At 54.2% G+C, this 23,658-nt stretch carries 21 protein-coding genes, 2 tRNA genes and 2 pseudogenes; 16 read left to right on the top strand and 9 right to left on the bottom strand.

Annotated elements, in window-relative coordinates; all coding sequences use genetic code 11:
• Positions 1 to 5: 5 nt before the first annotated feature.
• Genes ACTHSL_RS06225 through ACTHSL_RS06210 form a run of 4 tightly spaced genes read right to left on the bottom strand, consistent with a single transcriptional unit; the run spans position 6 to position 3,721 of the window.
• Positions 6 to 2,003, bottom strand: coding sequence for a peptidoglycan D,D-transpeptidase FtsI family protein (locus ACTHSL_RS06225; protein ID WP_440380750.1), 1,998 nt, complete (start codon positions 2,001 to 2,003; stop codon positions 6 to 8).
• 21 nt (positions 2,004 to 2,024) lie between these two features.
• Positions 2,025 to 2,285, bottom strand: a complete 261-nt coding sequence (gene ftsL / locus ACTHSL_RS06220; RefSeq protein WP_440380749.1) for a cell division protein FtsL — start codon at positions 2,283 to 2,285, stop codon at positions 2,025 to 2,027.
• Between the two features lie 15 nt (positions 2,286 to 2,300).
• Positions 2,301 to 3,269 carry a 16S rRNA (cytosine(1402)-N(4))-methyltransferase RsmH gene (gene rsmH, locus ACTHSL_RS06215; protein WP_440380748.1) on the bottom strand — a complete coding sequence of 323 codons (969 nt, stop codon included), beginning with the start codon at positions 3,267 to 3,269 and terminating at the stop codon, positions 2,301 to 2,303.
• Complete coding sequence (locus ACTHSL_RS06210; protein WP_003774032.1) at positions 3,266 to 3,721, bottom strand: division/cell wall cluster transcriptional repressor MraZ; 456 nt, start codon at positions 3,719 to 3,721, stop codon at positions 3,266 to 3,268. The genes rsmH and ACTHSL_RS06210 overlap by 4 nt, the downstream gene beginning before the upstream one ends.
• Positions 3,722 to 4,042: 321 nt before the next feature.
• On the opposite strand from ACTHSL_RS06210, the gene ACTHSL_RS06205 reads away from it, so the two are divergent.
• From ACTHSL_RS06205 to ACTHSL_RS06185, 5 genes and pseudogenes are all read left to right on the top strand, one after another.
• Complete coding sequence (locus ACTHSL_RS06205) at positions 4,043 to 5,197, top strand: class I SAM-dependent methyltransferase (protein ID WP_440380747.1); 1,155 nt, start codon at positions 4,043 to 4,045, stop codon at positions 5,195 to 5,197.
• 97 nt (positions 5,198 to 5,294) lie between these two features.
• Positions 5,295 to 5,371: transfer RNA gene (locus tag ACTHSL_RS06200), tRNA-Met, on the top strand.
• Between the two features lie 6 nt (positions 5,372 to 5,377).
• A tRNA-Ala gene (locus ACTHSL_RS06195) sits at positions 5,378 to 5,453 on the top strand.
• A gap of 137 nt (positions 5,454 to 5,590) precedes the next feature.
• Positions 5,591 to 6,427 carry an alpha/beta hydrolase gene (locus tag ACTHSL_RS06190; protein ID WP_440380746.1) on the top strand — a complete coding sequence of 279 codons (837 nt, stop codon included), beginning with the start codon at positions 5,591 to 5,593 and terminating at the stop codon, positions 6,425 to 6,427.
• A gap of 247 nt (positions 6,428 to 6,674) precedes the next feature.
• A pseudogene (locus tag ACTHSL_RS06185) lies at positions 6,675 to 7,076 on the top strand (integrase core domain-containing protein); the annotation flags it as partial.
• Between the two features lie 172 nt (positions 7,077 to 7,248).
• On the opposite strand, the gene folB reads toward ACTHSL_RS06185, so the two are convergent.
• Positions 7,249 to 7,605, bottom strand: coding sequence for a dihydroneopterin aldolase (folB, locus tag ACTHSL_RS06180; RefSeq protein WP_107918990.1), 357 nt, complete (start codon positions 7,603 to 7,605; stop codon positions 7,249 to 7,251).
• A gap of 60 nt (positions 7,606 to 7,665) precedes the next feature.
• On the opposite strand from folB, the gene plsY reads away from it, so the two are divergent.
• The 4 genes from plsY to ACTHSL_RS06160 all read left to right on the top strand — a co-directional run bounded on the left by plsY (position 7,666) and on the right by ACTHSL_RS06160 (position 10,958).
• The gene (gene plsY / locus ACTHSL_RS06175) at positions 7,666 to 8,271 is read left to right on the top strand and encodes a glycerol-3-phosphate 1-O-acyltransferase PlsY (protein WP_074895350.1); all 606 of its coding nucleotides are present in this window, start codon (positions 7,666 to 7,668) and stop codon (positions 8,269 to 8,271) included.
• A gap of 91 nt (positions 8,272 to 8,362) precedes the next feature.
• The gene (locus ACTHSL_RS06170; RefSeq protein WP_440380745.1) at positions 8,363 to 9,847 is read left to right on the top strand and encodes a patatin-like phospholipase family protein; all 1,485 of its coding nucleotides are present in this window, start codon (positions 8,363 to 8,365) and stop codon (positions 9,845 to 9,847) included.
• Between the two features lie 125 nt (positions 9,848 to 9,972).
• On the top strand, positions 9,973 to 10,491 hold the full coding sequence (locus tag ACTHSL_RS06165) for a thioredoxin domain-containing protein (protein ID WP_440380744.1): 519 nt from the start codon (positions 9,973 to 9,975) through the stop codon (positions 10,489 to 10,491).
• 38 nt (positions 10,492 to 10,529) lie between these two features.
• Positions 10,530 to 10,958, top strand: coding sequence for an EamA family transporter (locus ACTHSL_RS06160; protein ID WP_107971235.1), 429 nt, complete (start codon positions 10,530 to 10,532; stop codon positions 10,956 to 10,958).
• A gap of 79 nt (positions 10,959 to 11,037) precedes the next feature.
• On the opposite strand, the gene ACTHSL_RS06155 is transcribed toward ACTHSL_RS06160, so the two are convergent.
• Positions 11,038 to 12,261, bottom strand: a complete 1,224-nt coding sequence (locus ACTHSL_RS06155; protein WP_440380743.1) for an aspartate kinase — start codon at positions 12,259 to 12,261, stop codon at positions 11,038 to 11,040.
• A gap of 231 nt (positions 12,262 to 12,492) precedes the next feature.
• On the opposite strand from ACTHSL_RS06155, the gene ACTHSL_RS06150 reads away from it, so the two are divergent.
• Entirely contained in the window at positions 12,493 to 13,185 is a 693-nt protein-coding gene (locus ACTHSL_RS06150) for a hypothetical protein (protein WP_440380742.1), read from the top strand.
• A 170-nt stretch (positions 13,186 to 13,355) separates the two neighbouring features.
• Positions 13,356 to 14,009 (top strand): hypothetical protein, encoded by a 654-nt coding sequence (locus ACTHSL_RS06145; protein ID WP_440380741.1) that lies wholly within the window; start codon positions 13,356 to 13,358, stop codon positions 14,007 to 14,009.
• Positions 14,010 to 14,235: 226 nt separating this feature from the next.
• On the opposite strand, the gene ACTHSL_RS06140 is transcribed toward ACTHSL_RS06145, so the two are convergent.
• A complete protein-coding gene (locus ACTHSL_RS06140; protein WP_440380740.1) occupies positions 14,236 to 14,934 on the bottom strand; it encodes a thiol:disulfide interchange protein DsbA/DsbL in 699 nt (232 codons plus the stop codon).
• Between the two features lie 27 nt (positions 14,935 to 14,961).
• Positions 14,962 to 15,729 carry an SPOR domain-containing protein gene (locus ACTHSL_RS06135; RefSeq protein WP_440380739.1) on the bottom strand — a complete coding sequence of 256 codons (768 nt, stop codon included), beginning with the start codon at positions 15,727 to 15,729 and terminating at the stop codon, positions 14,962 to 14,964.
• 230 nt (positions 15,730 to 15,959) lie between these two features.
• Here ACTHSL_RS06135 and ACTHSL_RS06130 point away from each other — a divergent pair, with 230 nt between their 5' ends.
• On the top strand, positions 15,960 to 17,462 hold the full coding sequence (locus ACTHSL_RS06130) for a YifB family Mg chelatase-like AAA ATPase (RefSeq protein ID WP_214037836.1): 1,503 nt from the start codon (positions 15,960 to 15,962) through the stop codon (positions 17,460 to 17,462).
• Between the two features lie 167 nt (positions 17,463 to 17,629).
• Here ACTHSL_RS06130 and ACTHSL_RS06125 read toward each other — a convergent pair whose 3' ends face one another.
• A complete protein-coding gene (locus tag ACTHSL_RS06125; RefSeq protein ID WP_440380738.1) occupies positions 17,630 to 18,205 on the bottom strand; it encodes a TetR/AcrR family transcriptional regulator in 576 nt (191 codons plus the stop codon).
• Positions 18,206 to 18,379: 174 nt separating this feature from the next.
• Between ACTHSL_RS06125 and ACTHSL_RS06120 the strand changes: the two genes are divergently transcribed.
• The 4 genes and pseudogenes from ACTHSL_RS06120 to ACTHSL_RS06105 form a co-directional block, all read left to right on the top strand.
• Complete coding sequence (locus ACTHSL_RS06120; RefSeq protein WP_440380737.1) at positions 18,380 to 19,363, top strand: HlyD family secretion protein; 984 nt, start codon at positions 18,380 to 18,382, stop codon at positions 19,361 to 19,363.
• A gap of 9 nt (positions 19,364 to 19,372) precedes the next feature.
• Positions 19,373 to 22,195 (top strand): ribosome-associated ATPase/putative transporter RbbA, encoded by a 2,823-nt coding sequence (gene rbbA, locus ACTHSL_RS06115; RefSeq protein WP_440380736.1) that lies wholly within the window; start codon positions 19,373 to 19,375, stop codon positions 22,193 to 22,195.
• A gap of 1 nt (position 22,196) precedes the next feature.
• Complete coding sequence (locus ACTHSL_RS06110; RefSeq protein ID WP_440380735.1) at positions 22,197 to 23,318, top strand: ABC transporter permease; 1,122 nt, start codon at positions 22,197 to 22,199, stop codon at positions 23,316 to 23,318.
• A 100-nt stretch (positions 23,319 to 23,418) separates the two neighbouring features.
• Positions 23,419 to 23,658, top strand: a pseudogene (locus ACTHSL_RS06105) (hypothetical protein); the annotation flags it as partial.

The raw sequence follows: 23,658 nt of genomic DNA, 5'->3' as shown, positions 1-23,658 counted from the left end.
TAGAGTTACTTCGCAGCTAGGTCAACGGCTTTGACAGCGTTGGTCGGATGTACGCCCAAGATATTCAGCGTACCCGCCATGATGCCTTTAAATGCCGGGCCTGCCACCACGCCGCCGTAATAACCGTTTGCCCGCGGTTCGTCGATGGCTACTGCAACAATCACACGCGGATTTTCTGCCGGCGCAAAACCGATAAAGGTGCCGATGTGTTTGTCTTTGGCATAACGGCCATTCAGGACTTTTTGCGCAGTACCGGTTTTGGCTGCAACATTAAAGCCTTCCACCGCGCCATTTTGCCCAGTACCGCCTTTTTCCGTTACAGATACCATGATTTGGCGCATGGCTTTGGCTGTTTCCGGTTTCAGAATCCGTTCGCCGGCAGGTACGCTGTCTTGTTTTTCAAGAGAAACAGGCATCAGCTTGCCATCGGCGGTAAAAATCGTATACGCCCTAGCCAATTGCAGCAGACTCAGCTGCATGCCGTAACCGAACGACATGGTTGCCTGCTCGAATTTGCCCCATTTCTTCCAATCGCGCAGCGCACCCGTACTCTCGCCGGGGAAGCGGATGTCGGATTTTTTACCGAATCCGATGCTGCGGTAGTAACTGTGCATCTCTTCCGGACTGTACATCAAAGAGATTTTGCTGGTACCTACGTTGGAAGACTTCTGCATGATACCGCGCACGTCTAGCGACGGATAAAGGTGCGTGTCGCGCACCGGATGGCCGCCTACGTTGTACGGACGGGTATCGAAATGCGAACGCGTGCTGATTTTTCCGTCGTCCAATGCTTTGGCAATCGGAAACGGTTTCAAAACCGAACCGAATTCGTACATATCGGTTACGGCGCGGTTGCGCCTGTGGTCGCTGTCGGCTTCGGCCGGTTCGTTCGGGTCGTAAGACGGGCCGTTAACCAATGCCAAAATCTCGCCCGTACGCGCATCCAATACTACCGCACTGCCGGATTTTGCCTGATGGTAGGCTACTGCTTTGGTCAATTCGTCGTAAGCCAAAGTTTGGATACGTTGGTCGAGTGCCAAAACGATGTCGCTGCCGTTTTCAGACTGCCTGTTGTTTTCGGAATCGATGTTTTCGACGATTTGGCCTTTATTGTCGCGCAAAACATTGCTTTGGCCGTCTTTGCCGTGCAGTTCTTTTTCACGGGACAACTCCAAACCTTCCTGCCCCTGGCCGTCGATATTGGTAAAACCGATGATTTGTGCGAACAGGCTGCCCATCGGATAGTGCCGCTGCGGCTCTTTTTGGAAAGCCAGCCCTTTAATGCCCATATCGGCAATCTGCTTGGCCAATTCGGGCTTCATCTGCCGTTTTAAAAAGACGAAATCGATTTTCTTGCCCATGTCCTCTTTCAGGACAGACACACTTTTCTTATCGAGCTTAGACTGGATGGCAGGGTTCAATACATCGGCCAACTGCTGCAACTTCTCATCGGAAGGCAAGTTTTCCAGTTCAGACGGCTTAACGTACAGTTCGTAAGTTCCCGAATCGCCTTTCGCTTTGCCTTTACGGAATTTCAAACCCTCGATTCCCAAGGCCTGGACGGCTTGGATGGTATTTTCGTTCAGACGGCGTGCAATAATCGAAACGGTGCTTTTGCGGTCTAAGCGTTCGCGGATGATTTCAGACGGCAAATCGATTAAACCCGACAATTCCTCTATCTGTTCGTCGGTCAAATTAGCCTCTGAAGGAATGGCGTACAGCGACTCGGCCGGCGCACTCAGGGCCAGCGTGGCACCGTTTCGGTCGCTGATGACACCGCGTGAGGCCGGCAGTTTGAGCGTACGGACAAAGCGTTTATTGCCCTCTTCGGTCAAAAATTCGTGATTTGAGGTTTGCAGATATAAGCCGCGCCCGATCAATGCCAAAAAACCGATACCGAGCGCACCCAGGACGAAAACAATCCGCCCGTTGCTGGTAACCGGTTTTTTGCCTACAGCCTGCTTGGGTAACATCTTCGGCTTATATTCGTTTTTAATCAACATGTAACTACTTCCGACTGCTTTTTATTCTATTTCGATAACTTTGGTATCCGCCGCGCTCGGCTGTACCAATTTTCCTTTTTCGGCCGCCTTCCGAATCAGCTGGTGATTGGACAACTCGGCCTGTTTTAATTGCAGGCGCGAATACTCCTGCTCCAATTCTCTCTGCTGCTTTTCTGCCGCACTCAGTTCCGCATGCCGCTGGCGTGCCAAATTTTGCTGGGTAACCACGGCAAAGCCGGAACCAACCGCCACCATCAACAAAATAATATTAATATAATTCATTTAAAAATCTGTTTTTCAGACGGCCTGGCCGTCCTCCGAAAATATACCGTCAGTCCGCTCTGCAATACGCAACACTGCCGAACGCGCACGCGGATTTGCAGCCACCTCATCCTCCGAGACCTTGATTGCCTTGCCTATGCTTTTCAACGGCGGCTGCGGCAAATCGGCCTCGCGCACGGCAGCCCATTTCGGTAACGGCGCATGTGTGGAATAGCGTTTGACAAACTGTTTGACAATCCTGTCTTCCAACGAATGGAAGGCGATCACCGCCAATCTGCCGCCGCTTTTCAGACGGCCTGCCGCCTGAGGCAGCACCGCCGCTATTTCTTCAAGCTCACGGTTGATGAAAATCCGAACGGCTTGGAACGTCCGCGTCGCCGGGTCTTGACTGCGCTCGCGAGTACGGACGTTTTGCGCCGCAATCTGCGCCAGCTTGCCGGTTGTATCGATGGGGCTGTCTGCCCGCTGTGCAACAATGGCACGCGCAATCTGGCGACTAAACCGCTCTTCACCATAATTTTTGATTACCTCGTGAATTTCATCCTCATCCGCAGACATCAACCATTCGGAGGCGGACATCCCCCTCGTTGTGTCCATACGCATATCCAAAGGCGCATCGAAGCGGAAACTGAAACCGCGCGAACCGTCGTCTATTTGCGGCGAGGAAATACCCAAATCAAACAAGGCACCGTCGATTTGGTCGATACCCAACCCATCTAAGGCCGTCTGAAAAGAGGAAAAACCGTCGTGTACCACGCTGACCCTGCCATCCCGATCCGCCAATTCGTGCGCAACGGCAATCGCCTGCGGGTCTTTATCGAAAACGACCAAGCGGCCCTTTTCTCCCAATCTGGACAAAATCAGGCGCGAATGACCGCCACGACCGAACGTGCCATCCACATATACGCCGTCTGAAACGACATTCAAACCGTTCACCGCTTCATGAAGCAGGACGGTAACATGTTGGAATTCCTGACTGCTCATAACTGAAATCCGGCCTGGCCCAATTCGGATGCCAACTCTTCGGGATCGATATCCAATGCGGCCTCGTCTTTGAGATGGTATTTCTCCCTATCCCACAATTCGAGGCGGTTCATACGGCCGGTAAGGGAAACCTCTTTATCCAGCCGAACCTTGCGCCGCAAACCGGCCGGCAGGAGAATACGGCCTGCCGCATCCATTTCCAGAACTTCGGCATTGTTCAACAACAAATCGCGCCAAGCCGACAGCACGGGATTGCCTGCCGCATTGACCGCCATCAGCCTGGCCGCCTCCTGCTCCCACACACTTTCCGGATACAGCAGCAAACGTTCGCGGTTTTCCAGAGTTGCCACCAAGGCAGGCGTATACCGGCGCAACAACAGATCGCGGAATTTGGCCGGAACAGCCAAACGCCCCTTACTGTCGATGTTTAAATCATGAATGCCGCCGAACATAGATAAATACGCCTAAACTCCGTTTTCAGGGAAATTTGACACACTTTGCACCACTTTCCCCCACATAATCCGAAACTATAAAAAAAAACCGGCACGCGGTCAAACCGGTTTGCCGGAAAATAAAAGGAGTAACAGACACTTAAAAACCAAAATTCAAGACAAGTATGCATATATCGTCTGCTCGAGGCATTACATTACCAACCTTCTCACTATAAAATACACAGACTTAACATTACTAATCCCGCTCCCTGCATCCTCATAGGCCGTATACTTGCTTACTCAACCATTCCAAATGTCATTTTATTTTTACACAACTTAACTATGAACACCCTTCATTTGCCCACTCCAAACCCTCAAGCCAAACAGTCCTCCGAAAAACTAGAGCAAATAATCTATAACGAAATCAAAACCTCATGCGGCTGGCTGCCTTTTTCCCGATTCATGGAACTGGCCCTATACGCCCCTCGCTACGGCTATTACACCGGCGGCGCACACAAGATAGGCGCGGAAGGCGACTTCGTTACCGCACCCGTCATCAGCCCACTGTTCGGACAAGCCCTCGCCCAGCAAATCGACTTTCTTCTGCCGCAAACTGCGGGCATTGTTTACGAATTTGGTGCAGGAACGGGAGAATTAGCCGCCACCCTGCTGAACAGCCTGTCAAACGACAATCTGAAAACGTATTGCATCATCGAACTTTCCGCCGAGCTGGCCGAACGGCAACTCGCACACATTAAACAAACCGCCCCGGAAGCAGCACACAAAGTCCGCCACCTGTCCGTCCTTCCCGACTCTTTCGACGGCATCATTATCGGCAACGAAGTATTGGATGCCATGCCATGCGAACTGGTTCGACGCAGCGAAGGCCGATTCCTGCAAATCGGCGTCGGGATAGAAAATGGAGGGTTTTCCCTCATTCCGCACACCCTGAGCGACACATCCCTCATAGATGCCGCACATAGCTATTTTCCCGACACCGAACCCTACACCAGCGAACTGCATCCGGCACAGTATGCCTTTATACGCACATTGGCCGACAAACTGCAACGCGGTGCCGTCATCATGATTGATTACGGCTTCGACGCTGCCGAGTACTACCATCCGCAACGGCATATGGGCACATTGATCGGCCACTACCGCCACCACACCGTCCACGACCCCTTCTTCAATATCGGCCTGACCGACCTGACCGCGCACGTCAACTTTACCGACATCGCCCAAGCCGGAACCGATGGCGGCCTGGATTTGATAGGCTACACCACACAGGCCGATTTCCTACTGAATTTGGGCATCACCGAACTGATTCCGCCCGACATCGCCCACGACTCGCCCGCCTATATTCAGACGGCCTCCGCCCTGCACAAACTGCTGATGCCGCACGAAATGGGCGAATTATTCAAAGTCATCGCGTTCGGCAGAAACATAAGCATAGACTGGCAAGGCTTTGCGCGCGGCGACATTTGTCACAAGCTGTAAATACTTTTTTAACCGTAAAATCATATGGAAAGAAAAAAACTTCGACAGACCTGTTGCCAGTTCCTGCAAAATCCGTATAATCGCGGCTTCACTTCACGGCGAATTAGCTCAGTCGGTTAGAGCAGAGGAATCATAATCCTTGTGTCCGGGGTTCGAGTCCCTGATTCGCCACCAAATTCCGGGGGTATAGCTCAGTTGGTAGAGCGCTTGCATGGCATGCAAGAGGTCAGCGGTTCGATCCCGCTTACCTCCACCATATTTTCAGACGGCCTAATCAACTAGATTAGGCCGTTTTATTTTACCGATACTTTGCACCAATCCGCGTACAACGAATAAACGCATTTTCAAAACCAAGCTCAACCCACAACCATCAGGCCGTCTGAAAGAACTTCCATGCGCCCGAACCGCAAACTCCCCCTCCTCTTCGCCCTCCTACTCGGCTGTTCGCTGTTCGGCCTGTCGTCCTGCGCCCAGCAAGCGTTTTATTATCCCGACCACGCCGACTACGGCACACCAGCCCAAGCCGGATTGCAACATGAAGACATATTCTTTCAAAGCGAAGACGGCACCCGCCTGCACGGCTGGTTCATCCCGGCACAAAACGCCGGCGGCCTGATACCGGCGCGTGCCACCATCATCCACTTCCACGGCAACGCCCAAAACCTTTCCGCCCACAAAAAAGCCGTACAATGGCTGCCCGCATACGGTTACAACGTCTTCCTGTTCGACTATCGGGGCTACGGGCTTTCGGAAGGCCGGCCGAATCAGGCCGGACTGTTTGCCGACAGCAATGCCGCCTTGAATTATGTCCGCAGCCGTCCGGATGTGGACAAAAACCGCCTGCTCGTCTTCGGCCAAAGCTTGGGCGGCACCAATGCGATTGCGGCAGTCGGCGCAGGCAACCATGCCGGCATACGCGCCGTCGCCATAGAATCGACCTTCTCATCTTACTCCGATATTGCCAACGACAAATTCAGCGGCAGCGGCCTGCTGGTTCGCAACACTTACAGCTCCCGCCGCTTCATCGGCCGAATCAGCCCGATTCCCCTGCTGCTGATTCACGGAACCGCCGACCAAGTAATTCCGGACAAACACTCCCAAACACTGTTCGACTTGGCCGGCGAACCGAAACAGCTGGTACTCATCCCCAACGGCACACACCTCGGCCTGCAAGGCAAATCGGGATACGAACAGCTGCTGTTAAATTTCTTCAACTGGCACAGCGAATAATTTTGAGGCCGTCTGAAAACCAGTTTTTGACAGTTTGATTTACTCTCATGTATTTTATAGTTTGATATTTCTGATTAATTTATCTGTAGAAACCAGTAGCATTGTTTACAGTATTTCTAGAAGAATATTGAAACATGAACATGTACAAAAACACCTGCCTACCCCGCACCACCGCCAAGCCATTTGGTCGGACTATACATAGAGTAAGGGAAATGTCACCTCCCTAGCACACCGCTACCAAGTCAGCAGCACCGCCAAGTTTCTGACCGAACACCTGATTGCTCCCTGCCCTTACCTGATTGAGTGCGTTTACTCCGACAACGGTACGGAATACAAAGGCTCGGCCAACCATGCTTTCGGTGTGGCCTATTATGAGAACGGGATTGGTCAAAAGCTTACCCGGGTTGCCTGTCCGCAGACCAACAGCAAGGCGGAGCGAGTTATCCGTACCCTAATGAAGATGTGGCATGAGAAACAATCGTTTGACAGTCCGGAGCATCGGCAAAAGGAACTGTGCCCCTTGGTTAATTTCTATAATACGGTGAAGCCACACCGCAGTTTGAACAGCAATATGCCGTTTAAGGTCTTGCAGGCTTCATTCTCAATCTGTGGTGTAAACAACGCGATGATTTCCTACATTTTTATCTAAACGATGTTTGGATGGCAGGTTCGGCCTGGGTTCTATTATTATGGACAGGGTTGGGATGGTTCGTATTTCTGCTGTCATCGAGGTGTTTCCTGTTTCCAAATGGTTTGAAAGATAAAGGAAGGCCGTCTGAAAATTTGTTTTCAGACGGCCTTCTGTTATTTGTGCGGGTATTTTAGTCGGCAGGCTGTCCCCGTTCGATTTCCACGCCTACTTCGCGCACGTCGGGCAGGATGCCGGGTTTGACCAGCCGTACTTTCACCCAGGCTGCGGAAAAGTCGTTCAGGATCAGTGAGGCAATGTGTTCGGCCAGGGTTTCGAGCAGATGGAAGCGGCGGGTTTCTAGGTTGTTGCGGACGGCTTCGCAGACTTCTCCGTAGTGGACGGTGCTGCCGATGTCGTCATCGTCGGCGCGGCGCGGGGGAAGGCCGATGTCGAGGTCGATCAGCAGGGTTTGCGGTTGTTTGCGTTCCCATTCGTAAACGCCGATCAGGGTGTCTGCTTTGAGGCCGTGTAGGAAGATTTTGTCCATTTTCGCGTAGCTCCGTTTTCGGATAGAATGCGCCACATTCTAAAACAAGATGGATTGATGATGTCTGATTTTTTGGTGGTGGCTGCGGCTTATTTGATTGGTTCGCTGTCGTTTGCGGTGATTGTGTCGAAGTGTTACGGGATGGCCGATCCGCGTACTTACGGTTCGGGAAACCCGGGGGCGACCAATGTGTTGAGGAGCGGAAGGAAAAAGGCGGCGGTGCTGACTTTGTTGGGCGATGCGTTGAAAGGTTTGTTTGCCGTGCTGCTGGCCAAGGGTTTGCAGGGTGTTTTGGGTTTGAGCGATACGGCGGTGGGGCTGACTGCGCTGGCGGCTTTGGTCGGGCATATGTGGCCGTTGTTTTTCGGCTTTAAGGGCGGCAAGGGTGTGGCGACGGCTTTGGGTGTGTTGCTGGCTTTGTCGTGGCCGACGGCTTTGGTGTGTGCCTTGGTGTGGCTGGTGATGGCGTTCGGTTTCAAGGTTTCGTCACTGGCGGCTTTGGTGGCAACTGTAATCAGTGTGCCGGCGGCGTGGTTTTTTATGCCGCACGGGTCGTGGGTGGCGGTAACGGCGGCGGTGGCGGTGTTGGTGTTGTTCCGCCATAAGCAGAATATCCTGAAATTATTGCAGGGTCGGGAAAGTAAAATCGGCGATAAGGCGCAGTGATGCACGCTTGCGTTTTGACTTCGTTGAAACTTTGCATTCAGACGGCCTGAGCGGGTAAGAGGCCGTCTGAAAGGATGGGGAGGATGTGTTTATGGCGGGATGTTTTTTCGGCCGTCTGAAAAAGGCGGTGTTGCTGGCGGCTTTGTTCGGTTTGTCGGCCTGTGCCAAATTTCAATATCAGCCGGTGGCGACCATTGATAAGGTGGACCGTTCGCAAGGTTACCGTTTCGATGCCGAGGCGGGCAAACCCCAAGACGACGATATGCTGGTGGTGCTGATGTTCTCCGGCGGCGGTACGCGCGCGGCGGCTTTGGGCTACGGTGTGCTGGAAGAGCTGGACAAGCAGAAAATTTACAGCGGCGGACGGGAGAAAAGCCTGTTGGAAGCGGTGGATTTGGTATACGGCGTGTCGGGTGGTTCGGTGTTGGCGGCTTATTTTTCGCTGCACGGCAAGGAAACGATTCCGTCGTTCGAACGCCGTTTTTTGAAGCAGAATTTCCAGCGGCAGGTATCGAAACAGGTTTTTTCGTTGGCGAATGTGCCGCGCCTGACATCGCCCGAGTTCGGCCGGGGCGACCTGTTGCAGGAGCAGTTTGAGAGCACCCTGTTTAAAAACGCCACTTTCGGTGATTTGGCCTCGCGCCGCAAAGGGCCGTTTGCGGTGATTACCGCCACGGATATGTCGTTGGGCAACCGTTTCGAGTTCACGCAGGAATATTTCGATATGATGTGTTTGAACCTTTCGGATTTGAAAATCGCCCGTGCCGTGGCCGCTTCCAGTGCCGTGCCGCTGGTGTTCGCACCGCTGACGTTGAACAACAACGGCGGCAATTGCGGCTACCGCCTGCCGGAAAAAATCAGCCGTGCGGTGGTGGATAATTTTTCCGCCGACAAGTTGCAGCTGCAAACCCGTTTGGAAATGTTGGGGCAGGGCGTGGCAGCTTATCAGAACAGCAAAGAGCGGCCGTACATCCACTTGCTCGACGGCGGTTTGACCGACAACCTCGGCCTGCGCAGCCTGCTCGATATGTCCGAACTTTACGGCGATTCGCTCGGCGAACAGATACGGGCAAACCGGGCGCGGCATATCGTCATCATCAATGTGAACGCGCAAAACAATCCGGTTAACGATATCGACCGCTCGGCCAATGTGCCCGGCCTGCGTGCGGTTACCAATGCCGTCATCGACATCCCCATCGACCGTTTTTCGCAAGAAACGCTGCGCCGTTTCCGCATGTTGGTGGACCAATGGAACGAAGAGGCCAAAAACAGCGGAAACGCCAACCATGCGAATATGTATTTCGTCAGCCTCAACCTGCGCGACCTGCCCGAATCCGGCCTGCGCAACAGTGTGCTGAATATTCCGACCAGTTTTTATCTGCCCGCAAACGAGGTAAACGATTTGAAGGAGGCAGGCCGTGTATTGCTCAGCCGTTCCGAGGAATACCGCCGCCTGCTGAAAGACCTTTCCTTGCCGCCTCCCGAGGTCAAACCCGTTCCCGAACCCGCACCTAAGCACGACGGGAAGGCCGAAACGGAAAAAGTGCCGGAAACTGCCGCACCGGCTGCCGAATAGGCAAACCAAGCATGAGGCCGTCTGAACGTTTTCAGACGGCCTCATCGTCAAAATCAAACCCTGCGATTGTCGGCAGGAGGCACTGGGATTAAAATAGGTTTTCCAAGCAACGAAAGGAGAACGACATGAAAAAATCGCTGAAAACCATCGCTTTAACCACTGCCGTTTTTGCTTTGGCTGCCTGCGGGAGCAACGGCAAATGGCAGGCGCAACTCAACGAAGCGCAGGTTGCCGCCAAGCTGGCGGCGGAAAACACCAAAAACTATCAGGATACTTACAGCGACATTTATTTCCACCTCGGCAGTCTGACTCCGGCAGATTTCGAGCGGCGTGTGGCGGCAGGCGAGACCCTCTATGTCTACATCGGCCGGCCGAGCTGCGGCGACTGCGCCGCTTTTGAACCATTGTTCAAACGCTATATCGCCCAACACAAATTGGACGGCAAGATTTGGTTCGTCAATGTCCACCACCTGCGCGGGCAGAAGGACGAGTGGGCGGCGTTCAAGCAGCGTTACAACCTTTCAGGCACGCCCGTGTTGGCCAAATACGCCAAAGGCAGGCAGCAGAATAAATTGGACTTTGAAGACAACGGCGGCATCAGTGCGGAAGATTTGCAAAAATGGCTGAAAACGAACGGCTTGTAAGCTGTTTGCGATAGAGGCCGTCTGAAAGAGGCAGTTTGATGGAACATACTTGGTTTTATTGGGCACTGGCATCGGCTTTTTTTGCCGCGCTGACGGCAATTTTTGCCAAGGCGGGTTTGCAGGGCATCGATTCCGATTTCGCCACCTTTATCCGCACGCTGGTCATCATTGCGGCGTTGGCGGCTTTTTTGAGCTATGCGGGCAAATGGCAGGGCGTGGGCGACTTTAGTGCGAAAAACTGGACGTTTCTGATTTTGTCGGGCTTGGCGACGGGCGCATCATGGCTGGCCTATTTCAAAGCCTTGCAGATGGGCGAAGCGTCAAAAGTGGCACCGGTGGATAAGTTCAGCATCGTTTTGGTGGCTTTGTTTGCCGTGGTGTTTCTGAAGGAAAGGCCGTCTTCTCAGGAATGGTTGGGTATCGCGCTGATTGCAGGCGGGGTACTGACCTTGGCCTTAAAGCGTTAGCGGTCAAAAAACTCTTGGGATGAGGACAAAGGCCGTCTGAAAATGGTTTTTCAGACGGCCTTTTGATTGATTTGGCGGTTTAAGCCTGATCCAAACCGAAGGCTTTGTGCAATACGCGGGTAGCCAGTTCCATGTATTTTTCGTCAATCAATACGGAAACTTTGATTTCGGAAGTGGAAATCATCTGGATGTTGATGCCTTCTTCGGCCAGTGAGCGGAACATGGTTGCCGCCACGCCGGAATGCGAGCGCATACCCACGCCGACGATGGACACTTTGCAAACGGTGTCGTCGCCGTTTACTTCGGCAGCACCCAAGCTTTCTTTCAGGCCGTTCATCAAATCCAACGTTTGTCTGTAGTCGCCGCGCGGCACGGTGAATGAGAAGTCTGTGGTGCCTTCCGCGCCGACATTTTGGATAATCATGTCCACTTCGATGTTGGCATCGGCAATCGCGCCCAAGATTTGATAGGCGATGCCCGGTTTGTCGGATACGCCGCGCACGTTGATGCGGGCTTGGTTTTTATCGAATGCGATGCCTTTTACAACGGCTTTTTCCATATTCTCATCCTCTTCAAAGGTAATCAGGGTGCCTTCGCCGCCTTCCTGCAGGCTGCTCAAGACGCGCAGGCGGACTTGGTATTTTCCGGCGAATTCCACCGAACGGATTTGTAAGACTTTCGAGCCGAGGCTGGCCAGCTCCAGCATTTCTTCAAACGAAATGGTGCTCATGCGGCGCGCTTCGGGGACGACGCGGGGGTCGGTGGTGTACACGCCGTCCACATCGGTATAAATTTGGCATTCGTCGGCTTTCAGCGCGGCGGCCAGGGCGACGGCGGAAGTATCGGAACCGCCGCGACCCAATGTGGAAATGTCTCCGTCGGCGGTAATGCCTTGGAAACCGGCGACAATCACTATTTTGCCTGCTTTGAGGTCGGCATGGATTTTATCGCCGTCGATATGGTCGATGCGGGCTTTGGTGTGCGCGTTGTCGGTTTGAACGGCGACCTGCCATCCGGTATAGCTTTTTGCATCCACACCGATGTCTTTCAACGCCATGGCCAAAAGGCCGATGGTTACCTGTTCGCCGGTGGCCAGCACCACATCCATTTCGCGCGGGTCGGGGAATTCCTGCATCTCATGCGCCAGTGCCACCAAGCGGTTGGTTTCGCCGCTCATGGCCGATACCACGACCACTACGTCGTGGCCTTCGGCGCGGGTTTGGGCGACACGTTTGGCCACATTCTTGATGCGCTCGGCGGAGCCTACCGAAGTGCCGCCGTATTTCTGTACGATTAACGCCATTTTTCGTGCTTTCTGTTTGAACAAACCAAAAGGCGGCATTATCACGGCTTTTTACGGCCTAGACAAGATTTTTGCTTTGATTTTGTTATTGTTTTTTGGATTTCCGTGCAAACCTTTGAATATATTTCCGTTTCATTGCCTATAATTTTTCCGTCGGGCGTGCAGGATTTGCAAACGGTAGTCAGGCCGCTACAATGCGGCTTTTCCCACATTGAACAAATGGAGTTCGAGATGAAGAAAACCGCCTTGGCTGCAACCTTGCTGCTGGCCTGCGCCACTGTATTCGCCAAACCTTATCCGAAGTATGACGTGGTTAAAAGCGTATTGCACGATCAGGGTTTCGACGGTGATGCGGCAGATAAAATCCGTGAAGATTTGGCCGACCATGCGGGGGAGTATCCGCCTAAATTCGATAATGAGGCCGACAGGAAGCGTGCCGAAAAAGATGCGGTTACATTGGCCCGCCTTTACAGCGGCCTGATTGAACAAAAAATTGTGACAGAAAAACAGCCTGAGCGATACCGTTCCGTGTTGCACAGCATCGCGCGGTTAAGTTGGATTGCTCACAATCTGGATGTGCCCGGCGCCGCCGCCAAGGCCGACCAACATTATCGGATGCTGCTGGCCGCGTTGCCTCAGAAACAGCGTGCGGGCATACAGGGCGAATATGGCGGTTTCCTTGCCTCGGTAGGTCAAACGGATGCAGCCGTCAAGATGCTGAATGAAGCGGTACAGGGCGGTAGCGACCGTTCCCGTCTTCCTTTAGGTATGGCTTTACTATCTCAAGGGAAAAAGGCGGAATCCCTGAAACAATTGCGCGCTTATGCGAAGAAATATCCTCAGGACGAACGTGCTGCCAAATTTATCGACGCAGTGGAAAACGGCAGGTTTGAAGTGAAACGCACGGAGATGCAGAAACGCTGATGTGTGCAATTTAAAGGCCGTCTGAAAACAGGGAATGCGGTTTGCCGCCGCTGTTTTTTTCAGACGGCCTTTGCGTAGAGCGGGCATGGCATGGCTGTGTCATGCTTGTTATTTCAATTTTCAGATGTAGTGAAAACAAGTAAACCTGTTGTCAGTATAAGGAGTTTATAGTGAAGGATGTTTTTCATAACGTTACACAAAAGATTTTAAATTTAAATTTTTATATCTTTATTGCTGCAATTGTGCTTAATTTTTTAATATTTACTAGAGTAATAAATTTTAATTTTAATTATCTTTTAAAAAATGAATTGATTGTTTTTCTTGTAAACAATTCTTCATTTTCAAGAATAACCAGTGACTCCTTACAGTTTACTCTTTTAATCAGTTTGTTTTTATTTATTATTAATGTATTTTTAAGTATCTTTCTAGCTTTGTATTATTTAAGCAATAAGGAAAATTCATTTTTTAATAAAATTAAAAATGATAATGAAATTTTATATATACTTGGTTTCACGGCAATATATCCTATTAGGTTTCATAAATTAATAGATCAGAAATCTATTCTTTTTAAAGTAGCATCGTTGCTTTTTTATATTTTGACACTTTTTGCTGCTTTAGAGTGGTTTATTTGGTTTGGCGTTCCGTTTGTACCATTTTGGCTATTCAAGCTTATTTCAAATTATCAATTTTTCTTATTCTTATGGAACATTTTCTTGGTTATAGCGATAGACTTTGTCTGTCCAAGCATGATAGGACTATCAATTGTTCTTATTTATTCAATTTTTAGGCCAACAAGTGATGGGGCATGCGTGGAACAGAAGTGATAATAAAAAAGCTTTCATTGAAGGTTTGTCATGGCTCGGAGAGGCAGCGGGAGTAATTGCTGTGTTGCAGTTGATCCCTTGTTTGGAGGCGTGGCTAGCATAGATTGGTGATGGAATGGGTTATCGGCTGCTTTTTGATGATTGCCGCCGAATGATTGGATATGAAACAGGCCGTTTGAAAATGTTTTCAGACGGCCTGTTTGTATGGAAAAGCAAGAAAAGCGGTTTATTTGTTGGCCGCTTTGGCGATGGCGGCGCCGGTGTTGCCGATGGCGGCTTTGGCTGCCGGCGCTTTCATGCCGCGTTCTTGGCGTACTTTGGCAATCATTTCGTCCACTTTGTTCATAGAGACGTTCCAATCATTGCCCGCAAAACGCATCATGTATTTGCCGCCGACAATTACGGTAGGCGTCCCTTCTATATTCATTTCGACGGTCAGGTCGGCCATTTGTTTGGCTTGCGCCTGGTTGCCGAAAGAATCGTAGGCGGCAATCAGTTTTGCGCCGTCGAAAGAAGTTTGCGCCGCCGCCCATTTTTTGAAGGTGGCACTGTCGGCCAAGTTGATTTTTTCTTCGTAGAAGGCGCGGAATATCGGCAGATTGGCCTGATATTTCATGTTGCTGCTGTTTACGGCAGCCGCTACGCGCGCCAAGCCGATCATTTCAGGTTGCCAAACGACGTGCAGCGGGCGCAGATAGGTATCGGAAGCCCATTTCTTGCTGTGTTTCTGCATGACGGGTTCGAGGTGGTAGCAGTGGACGCAGAAATAGCCGAAGAATTCGGTTACTTCGATTTTGCCGCTTTGGAGTTGGGGTAAGGGTTTGCTGAGGACGGTGTAGTCCTTGCCTTCAACTAATTCGGCTTGTGCAGAAGCGGCGAAGGCTAAGGCCAGTACGCCGGCCAACAGGGTATGTTTTGTTTTCACGATGGTGTTTCCTTGGTAAAACGGGGGTTATCGGGCAGGACGGACGAAGCTGTCTATCCCGTTGTTTTGCAGTTTGCCGCGGGCATCGGCCGCTTGGGCTTTGTCCAGCGGGGCGGTTTGGACGCGGTACATGGTTTTGCCTTGTACGGAAGCTTCGGCAATTTCGGCCTGAACGCCTGCCGCAGCCAATTTGGCGCGCTGGGTTTCGGCTTTGTCGCGGCTGCCGTATGCGCCTGCCTGGACGATGACGGATTGGCTGCCGCCTTTACCGCTTTCGGACGGGGCGGGTTTTCCTGCCTGTCCGCTCAGTGCTGCCTGTGCTTTGCGGCGTTCGGCTTCGCGTTGTCTTTTACCCGCCTGGCCGTTCAATATTTGCTCGGGGGTAAGTTTGTCGTTTTTGTCTTTATCCGCCTGTTTGCGGTTGTCGACTTTGTGTTTGCGTTCCGTTGGCGGCGGGGGCGCGGGTTTGTCTTCCGGTTTTTCCGGTTCGTCGACCTGGGTTTGTTTCGGCTCTTCGGGCGGATTGACGGTTTCGGGCGGTTCGGCCGGCTCAATCGGTTCGATTTTTTCTTGGGACGCGGGCTCCTGCTGCGGCGGTGCGGCAGGCGGCGGTGCGGGTTGTTTCGGTGTCAGGACTTCGGGAGGGGGAAGTTCTTTTTCGACAATCGGGTCTTTGAAGTCGCGTTTGCGGTTATTTTCCAGCACGTAAACCAGGCCGCCGATAATCAGTGTGGCCAGGAGGAGGCCGATAATGAAGCCGGTAAAGCCTTTGCCGTATGGTTTCTCTGTTTTCATAAACTACCTTTTTGTTGATGTACGGGCCGTCTGAAAACGGCGGGACGTATTCTAGCAAATATTCAGACGGCCTGTATCCGTCATTTTTCCCAGTTGCGGAAACTTTACCGTAGCGGGATGCAGGCTTGCCCGCCGTGCCGGTTCGGTTTCGCGTTTTGTATCGGTTTCTTATTGATTTCTCTATAATCCCGCCATGTGCGCCGCGTTTGCGGATTTCAGGATGTGGATTTATGACTTTTTCCCTTGTAAACAGCCGGGCTTTGTACGGCATGGACGCGCCTTTGGTGGAGGTGGAAACCCATTTGGCCAACGGTTTGCCCGCATTCAATATCGTCGGCCTGCCGGATACCGAGGTAAAGGAAAGCCGCGACCGTGTGCGGGCGGCGATTATTCAGAGCGGGTTTGATTTTCCGGCCAAAAAAATCACCGTCAATCTGGCCCCGGCCGATTTGCCCAAAGAGTCGGGCCGTTTCGATTTGCCGATAGCGGTCGGTATTTTGGCGGCTTCGGGTCAGGTGGCGGCGGACAAGTTGGACGGATACGAATTTGCCGGCGAATTGGCGTTGTCCGGCATGCTCAGGCCGGTGCGCGGTGCGTTGGCTATGGCTTGGCAGGGAATGAGGGCGGGGCGCGCCTTCGTATTGCCGGCGGAAAATGCGGCGCAGGCGGCGGCTTTGAAGGGTGTCGGCGCGTTCGGGGCCGTATCGTTGGGACAGGTGGCCGCGCATTTGAACGGTATCGAAATGCTGCCTCCTGCCGAGTCTGCGGTGTCTTTGAGGCCGTCTGAAAATGCCGCACAACCCGATTTGGCCGATGTCAAAGGGCAGCATACGGCACGGATGGCATTGGAAATCGCGGCGGCCGGCGGCCATAGCCTTTTGATGACGGGACCGCCGGGAACGGGCAAGTCGATGCTGGCGCAGCGGCTGCCCGGCATTATGCCGCCCTTGGATGATGAAGAGTTGGTGGCAGTGTGGGCCTTACAGTCGCTGTTGTCCCAACAGGGCGAAGGACAATCGGCCAAGAGGCCGTTTAGAAGCCCCCATCACAGCGCGAGTACGGTGGCTTTGGTGGGCGGTGGTAACAGCAATAATCTTCGACCTGGCGAAATCTCATTGGCGCATAAGGGAATTTTGTTTCTCGATGAGCTGCCGGAGTTTGACCGCAAGGTGTTGGAGGCGTTGCGCGAACCTTTGGAAACTGGGGAAATCCATATTTCGCGTGCGGCGCGGCAGGCGGTGTTTCCGGCTGAATTTCAATTGGTGGCGGCGATGAACCCCTGTCCGTGCGGCTATCTCGGCCATCCGACCAAGCCCTGCCGTTGTACGCCCGACAGTATTTCGCGGTATCGCGGGAAAATTTCCGGACCCTTGCTGGATAGGATTGATTTGATTGTGGAAATACCTGTATTGTCGGCTGCCGAACTGTCGGATATGAAGCCCGGCGAGAGCAGTGCCGATGTTTTGCGGAGGGTGTTGCAGGCGCGGGACAGACAGCAGGCGAGGCAGGGGAAGCCCAACAGCAAATTGCTGCCGACGGATTTGGACAAGCCTGATTTAATCAGCCCGGAAGCGAAGGCGGTGTTGGCGGGTATGCTGGAAAAACTGTCGCTTTCCGCGCGCAGTTTCCACCGTATTTTGCGCGTTGCGCGTACGCTTGCCGATTTGGCCGGCGATGAAACCGTACTGCCTGCCCATGTTTATCGGGCGGTGGCATTTAGGCGGGCGTTTTAAGGCTAATAGTAATATACGATGTAGAAATCAGTAGCAACTGTATTTTTCACCCCGTCGGGCAAAAATACAGTTGCTACACCCCGCAAATGAGCAGGCTACCTGAAATTTTCAGGTAGCCTTTGTCATTATGGCGGGTTCTAGCATCCAACCCAGTATTTCGTTCCGCCTCACGGCAGCAGCAGTTGGCTCATTTCCGTCCAGGCTTGGCGGACTTCGGGTAGGCGCAGCGGCAGGTCGCGGCTGAAGAAGTAGTTCATGCTGCCGAGAATGAGGGTGGCGAGCATGTCGGCCTGGTAGTCCCAATCTTTGCCGGGGGCGGCGTTGGGCAGGGTGTGGGCGAAGCGGAGGAATTGCTGTTTAATCAGCTTGTGCATATCGCGGTAGAGGTGGTGGCGGCGGGTGTCCACTTTCCACAGGGCGAGGATGAGGCGGCGGTGGCTGTGTATCCAGTCGGAGGCTTCAGGCATCATGTTGAGGAACACATCAAAGCTGCCTGCTTGGAAACGGGTGATAATGTATCGGCCGTATTCGGCTTTGAAGTCGGCAATCATCTTGCCGGTTAGGTCGCTTTTGCCGGAGTAGTATTTGTAGAAGGTGGAACGGTTTATCGGGGCGCGTTCGAGGATATCTTGCACGGCGATTTGGGCGAAGGGTTTTTCGTGCAGCAAATCCACAAAGGCTTCGCGGATGGCGCGGTGGGTTTTGATGATGCGGGGGTCGGTATAGCTTTCGCTTTCGCTCATGTTGGCGCTTTCGTTTGGGGTTTCGGCTGGGGCATTTTGCGGTTTTCCGTATGCTTAAGCAACTTTTTTGCCGGTTTTGTATGCTTAGCGGTACGCGGAATTGTTTTTTAACGGTATGCAGCCACACGCTGCGGCCTTACACTTAAACCATTCTTACTTGCGAGGTATTCTTGAATGAAACATCTGCCCAAACGCCTGCTTCTCCTGCTGCCGCTGGCTGCTGCCGTCGGCATCGGCTTTTTTGCGTTCCGCCAATATTCTGCGCCCGACCCGCTGGCGGGCATCGCACATGCTAACGGGCGGCTGGAGTTTGCCCGCATGGATGTGGCCAGCCTGTATGCCGGGCGGGTGGAGGAAATAACGGTGAGCGAAGGGCAATTCGTGGAAGTGGGTACGGTGCTGGCGCGGATTTCTTCGCAAACCGCCGAGGCGCAGCTTTCGGAAGCGCAGGCGGGCAAGACGCAATTGGAGCAGACGGTGCGCCGTGCACAGGCGCAAATCGAGGCGCAACGTCAGCAGCTGAGAACTGCGCAGATGGAGGCAGACAACGCCCGCCAGCTGTTCCGCGACAATTTAATCTCGCAGGCCGAACTCAACACCCGATTGGCGCAGCGCGATGCGGCGCGGGCGGCGGTGCAGGCAGCAGAAGCAGCGCGCAACGAAGCCCAGGCCGGTGTGGGGCAGGCGCGGGCGAAAATGGCGCAGGTGTCTTCCGTTATCGGCGATTTGTCGGTGCGCGCACCGCAGGCCGGGCGGGTGGAATACCGGCTGGCCGAGCCGGGCAACGTGCTGCCCGCAGGCGGCAAAGTGGTGAGCCTGTTGAACCTGAACGACGCAAGCATCAGCCTGTTCCTGCCCGCGCCCACGGTAAACCAAATCCCGCTGGGCAGCGAGGCGCGGATTAAGATGGACGGGCTGGATGCGGTGTTTCCCGCCAAAGTTACCTATATCGCCTCAGAGGCGCAGTTCACGCCCAAATTTGTGGAAACCGCCGAAGAGCGCACCAAGCTGATGTTCCGGGTGAAATTGCAGATTCCCGCCGACGTGGCGGCCAAATACCAAGGCTACCTGAAAGGCGGCATGACGGCCACCGGCTTCGTGCGCACCGACGCCAAGCTCGCCTGGCCGGCCGATTTGCAAACCCGCCTGCCGCAGTAGGATGCAGCCATGCCGAACGCCATCGAAATCAGCCAACTCTCGCACGCCTACGGCAAAGTGCAGGCCTTGCGCGGCGTGTCGCTCGCCATCGGGCGCGGCGCCACCGTCGGCTTGATCGGCCCCGACGGCGTGGGCAAATCCACCCTGCTCTCGCTGATTGCCGGCGTGCGCACGCTCCAAAGTGGCGAAGTGCGCGTGCTAGGGCGCAATGTGGCGCACAAGGCCGAACGCGAAGCGCTGCTGCCGCGCATTGCCTTTATGCCGCAGGGCCTGGGCAAAAACCTCTACCCCACGCTTTCCGTGTATGAAAACATCGATTTCCACGCCCGCCTGTTCGGCCTGAACAAACACCAGCGCAAGCAGCACATCGAGCGCCTGATGCTCTCCACCGGCCTGGCGCCCTTTGCCGGCCGCGCCGCCGGCAAGCTCTCCGGCGGCATGAAGCAGAAACTCAGCCTGTGCTGCGCCCTGGTGCACAATCCCGACCTGCTGATTCTGGACGAACCCACCACCGGCGTCGATCCGCTTTCCCGCCGCCAATTCTGGATGTTGGTGCGCGAATTGCGCGCCGAAAACCCCGGCATGACCGTGCTGGTGGCCACCGCCTACATCGACGAAGCCGAACAGTTCGAGCAGCTGCTGGCCATGGACGACGGCCGAATCCTCGCCCACGGCCGCACGCAGGAAATCCTCGCGCAAAGCGGCTGCGCCACGCTGGAGCAGGCCTATATCAAAATGCTGCCCGAAGGCAAGCAAACCCATTGGGACGACTCCCAACTGCCGCCCTTCATCCCCGACGATTCCCTGCCGCCCGCGATGGAGGCGCACAACCTCAGCAAACGCTTCGGCAACTTCACGGCGGTAAACCACGTGAGCTTCCGCATCCGCCAAGGCGAAATTTTCGGCTTCCTCGGCTCCAACGGCTGCGGCAAAAGCACCACCATGAAAATGCTCACCGGCCTCTTGGACGCCAGCGAAGGCGAGGCCACGCTCTTGGGCGAGCCGATAGACGCAGGCAGCACCGCCGTGCGCCAGCGCGTGGGCTATATGTCGCAGGCGTTTTCGTTGTATGAAGAACTGAGCGTGCGGCAAAACCTGGTGCTGCACGCAAGGCTGTACCGGCTGGGCGAAAAGAGCAACGCCGCCATCGAAGCCGTGTTGCAACAATTCGAGCTGGCCGACCTGGCCGACGCCACCCCCGCCGCCCTGCCCTTGGGTGTGCGCCAGCGCCTGCAGCTGGCCGCCGCCTGCCTGCACCGCCCGCAGGTGCTGATTTTGGACGAGCCCACCTCCGGCGTCGACCCCGCCGCGCGCGATATGTTTTGGCAATACCTGTTCCGCATGGCGAGGGAAGAGCGCGTAACCATTTTCGTGTCCACCCACTTCATGAACGAAGCCGCCCGCTGCGACCGCATCTCGCTGATGCACCGCGGCCGCGTGCTGGCCGTGGGCGAACCGGAAGAACTGCGCCGCCGCCAACACGCCGATACGCTGGAAGAATCGTTTATCCGCTATTTGGAGCAAGACGAAGCCGCCGAGGCGGCGGAAAGGCTACCTGAAACCGAAAGGCTACCTGAAACCGAAAGGCCGCCTGAAACCCAAAGGCCGTCTGAAACCCAAAGGCCGTCTGAAACCCAAAAGCCGTCTGAAACCCAAAAGCCGTCTGAAAACCAAAGGCCGCCTGAAACCCATGCCGCCCCATCCGGCCTGCTCTATTGGCTTTCCGCCGTATTCACCTTCGCCCGCCGTGAAGGCAAAGAGCTACTGCGCGACCGCATCCGCCTGATGTTTGCCCTGTTGGGCCCCTTGGTGTATCTGATTTCAGGTAGCCTCGGCGTATCGTTTGACGTAAACGAAATGGACTTCGCCGTGCTCGACCAAGACCAAAGCCACTACAGCCGCGAGCTAACGCAGGAGTTCGACGGCTCGTCCTACTTCCGCCAACGGGCCAGCCTCGCCACCCGTAACGACATCAACGCCGTGCTCACTAATGGCAGCGCGCGCATGGTGATTGAAATCCCGCCCGACTTCGGCAAAGACCTCACTCTCGGCCGCCGCCCGCAGCTGGCTTTCTATTTCGACGGCTCGTGGCCGTTTGTGGGCGAAAACCTCCACGGCTATGCCCAAGGCATCCTCAACCGCTATATGGCCGAGCTCTACCGTGAACGCGGTATCCGCATCAACACCGGCGGCAGCCTGCAAACCCGCTTCATCTACAACCCCACCTTCAAGAGCATCAACGCACTCGCACCGAGCTTCTTAATGCTTTCACTGATGATGATTCCCGCCATGCTTACCGCCCTATCCGTGGTGCGCGAGAAAGAAATCGGCTCCATCACCAATCTCTACAGTTCGCCCGCTTCCTCCTTCCAATATCTTTTGGGCAAGCAGCTGCCCTATGTGCTGCTCTCGTTCTTGAGCTATCTGGTGCTGCTCGGCGTGGTGGTGTTCGGGCTGGGCGTGCCGCTGAAAGGTTCGTTTATCGCGCTCACGGCAGGCGTGCTGTGCTTCGTGTTCGCCTCCACCGGCTTCGGGCTGTTGGTGTCCACCTTTGTGCGCACACAAGTGGCAGCCATTTTCGCAACAGCCATTCTGTCGCTGATTCCGGCGCTGGATTATTCCGGTATGCTTTATCCGACCGCCGCCTTGAGCGGTGCCGGTAAGTGGATCGGTATTCTCAGCCCCCCAAGCTGGTTTCAAACCATCAGCCTGGGTACTATCACCAAAGGCTTAGGCTGGCGCGATGTGGATACACTGTGCGGCACGCTCTTGCTATTTTTCGTTGTCTATTGGCTCGCCGCCGGACTGCTGCTGAAGAAACAGGAGAAATGAAATGCGACAATGGATCAGCAATGTTTGGCATCTGGGCGGCAAGGAAGTCCGCAGCTTCTTCACCGATTATGCGTTGTTTGCACTATTGGTGTTTATGTTCAGCTTTTCCGTGTACTCCGTATCACAAAACGCGACCACCGAAGTGAAAGACGCCGCGCTGGCCGTATACGACCAAGACCGCAGTGCGCTTACCTACCGCATCCGCGATGCCATGATCGCCCCGCAGTTCAAACAGGTGGACGACATCGACGGCAACCGCATCGACCGCGCCATGGATTTGGGCGAATACAGCTTCGTGCTGGTTATCCCGCCCAACTACACCGCCGACCTCCTGGCCGGCAAACGCCCCGAGCTGCAATTATTGGTGGACGCCACCGCCATGTCGCAGGCCGGCGTGGGCTCGGTGTATATCAGCCAAATCGTGCACCGCGAAACGGCGGCCTATTTGGGACAACACGGCAACGAAGCACCCTTCGAGCCGGTGGTGAACGCACTCTTCAACGACAATCTGCGCAGCGAATGGTTTATGCCGCTCAACCAACTGGTGGGCAATGCCGGCCTGCTCACTATCCTACTGGTGGGCGCGGCCGTGATCCGCGAACGCGAACACGGCACGATTGAACACTTATTGGTGATGCCGGTGGACGCAAACGAAATCGTGATGGCCAAAATCTTGGCCAACGGACTGATTATCCTGGTTTCCTCCGTGCTCTCGCTGCTATTGGTGATGCACCACGCCGTGGGCGTGCCGATTAACGGCTCACTGACGCTGTTCGTGTTCTGCGAGGCCGTGTATCTGTTTGCCATGGCCGGGCTCGGCGTGCTGCTCGCCACCCAGGCGCCCACCATGCCGCAATTCAGCCTGCTGAGCATCATCGTGTATGTCTCAGCATTCCTGCTCTCCGGCAGCAACTCCCCCATCGAAAACCTGCCGGCTGCCGCGCGTGCCATTTCCGAACTCTCACCCATGACCCAGTTTGGCGCCATTTCCAAAGACATCATCTTCCGGGGCGCCGGCTGGAGCGTAATCCGCCACCGCGTAGCCATCACCGCCGTGTCCGGCATCCTCTTCACCGCCCTCGCCGTCATCCGCTTCCGCCGGATGCTGGCGCAGCAGAATTAAAAAAGGCTACCTGAAAAAGTATGCTTTACTTTTCAGGTAGCCTAAATGCCTGAGAGGGTTATATGCAATCATTACTTCATGTTTTAAGAAAGGATACGTTATGGTCTCAAGACAGCAATATTACTTAGATACAGGAACAGATATTCTTACAACAGGAGCAGATATTACACGCTTTGTAATTAGAGAAATGACAAAAGAAGGTATAACTCAGTTTCGTCCTAGAGAAGTTACTAATCGAATAAAAAATATTCCCAACTTAAATAGAGACCTTTGCAAAAAGCCCTTCCCCCGACAGCCGAAACCCAAACACAGGTTTTCGGCCGTTTTCGCCCCTAATTGC

This window comes from Neisseria sp. P0008.S010 (assembly GCF_051962715.1).
Classification (GTDB): domain Bacteria; phylum Pseudomonadota; class Gammaproteobacteria; order Burkholderiales; family Neisseriaceae; genus Neisseria; species Neisseria elongata.
The sequence above is the reverse complement of the archived record's forward strand: the minus strand, read 5'-3'. Positions and strand labels throughout refer to the sequence as shown.

What these genes read in the sequence shown, in the direction of transcription:
- ACTHSL_RS06225 (WP_440380750.1), bottom strand. Translation starts at nt 2,003, where the DNA reads ATGTTGATTAAAAACGAATATAAGCCGAAGATGTTACCCAAGCAGGCT.
- ftsL (WP_440380749.1), bottom strand. Translation starts at nt 2,285, where the DNA reads ATGAATTATATTAATATTATTTTGTTGATGGTGGCGGTTGGTTCCGGC.
- rsmH (WP_440380748.1), bottom strand. Translation starts at nt 3,269, where the DNA reads ATGAGCAGTCAGGAATTCCAACATGTTACCGTCCTGCTTCATGAAGCG.
- ACTHSL_RS06210 (WP_003774032.1), bottom strand. Translation starts at nt 3,721, where the DNA reads ATGTTCGGCGGCATTCATGATTTAAACATCGACAGTAAGGGGCGTTTG.
- ACTHSL_RS06205 (WP_440380747.1), top strand. Translation starts at nt 4,043, where the DNA reads ATGAACACCCTTCATTTGCCCACTCCAAACCCTCAAGCCAAACAGTCC.
- ACTHSL_RS06190 (WP_440380746.1), top strand. Translation starts at nt 5,591, where the DNA reads ATGCGCCCGAACCGCAAACTCCCCCTCCTCTTCGCCCTCCTACTCGGC.
- folB (WP_107918990.1), bottom strand. Translation starts at nt 7,605, where the DNA reads ATGGACAAAATCTTCCTACACGGCCTCAAAGCAGACACCCTGATCGGC.
- plsY (WP_074895350.1), top strand. Translation starts at nt 7,666, where the DNA reads ATGTCTGATTTTTTGGTGGTGGCTGCGGCTTATTTGATTGGTTCGCTG.
- ACTHSL_RS06170 (WP_440380745.1), top strand. Translation starts at nt 8,363, where the DNA reads ATGGCGGGATGTTTTTTCGGCCGTCTGAAAAAGGCGGTGTTGCTGGCG.
- ACTHSL_RS06165 (WP_440380744.1), top strand. Translation starts at nt 9,973, where the DNA reads ATGAAAAAATCGCTGAAAACCATCGCTTTAACCACTGCCGTTTTTGCT.
- ACTHSL_RS06160 (WP_107971235.1), top strand. Translation starts at nt 10,530, where the DNA reads ATGGAACATACTTGGTTTTATTGGGCACTGGCATCGGCTTTTTTTGCC.
- ACTHSL_RS06155 (WP_440380743.1), bottom strand. Translation starts at nt 12,261, where the DNA reads ATGGCGTTAATCGTACAGAAATACGGCGGCACTTCGGTAGGCTCCGCC.
- ACTHSL_RS06150 (WP_440380742.1), top strand. Translation starts at nt 12,493, where the DNA reads ATGAAGAAAACCGCCTTGGCTGCAACCTTGCTGCTGGCCTGCGCCACT.
- ACTHSL_RS06135 (WP_440380739.1), bottom strand. Translation starts at nt 15,729, where the DNA reads ATGAAAACAGAGAAACCATACGGCAAAGGCTTTACCGGCTTCATTATC.
- ACTHSL_RS06130 (WP_214037836.1), top strand. Translation starts at nt 15,960, where the DNA reads ATGACTTTTTCCCTTGTAAACAGCCGGGCTTTGTACGGCATGGACGCG.
- ACTHSL_RS06125 (WP_440380738.1), bottom strand. Translation starts at nt 18,205, where the DNA reads ATGAGCGAAAGCGAAAGCTATACCGACCCCCGCATCATCAAAACCCAC.
- ACTHSL_RS06120 (WP_440380737.1), top strand. Translation starts at nt 18,380, where the DNA reads ATGAAACATCTGCCCAAACGCCTGCTTCTCCTGCTGCCGCTGGCTGCT.
- rbbA (WP_440380736.1), top strand. Translation starts at nt 19,373, where the DNA reads ATGCCGAACGCCATCGAAATCAGCCAACTCTCGCACGCCTACGGCAAA.
- ACTHSL_RS06110 (WP_440380735.1), top strand. Translation starts at nt 22,197, where the DNA reads ATGCGACAATGGATCAGCAATGTTTGGCATCTGGGCGGCAAGGAAGTC.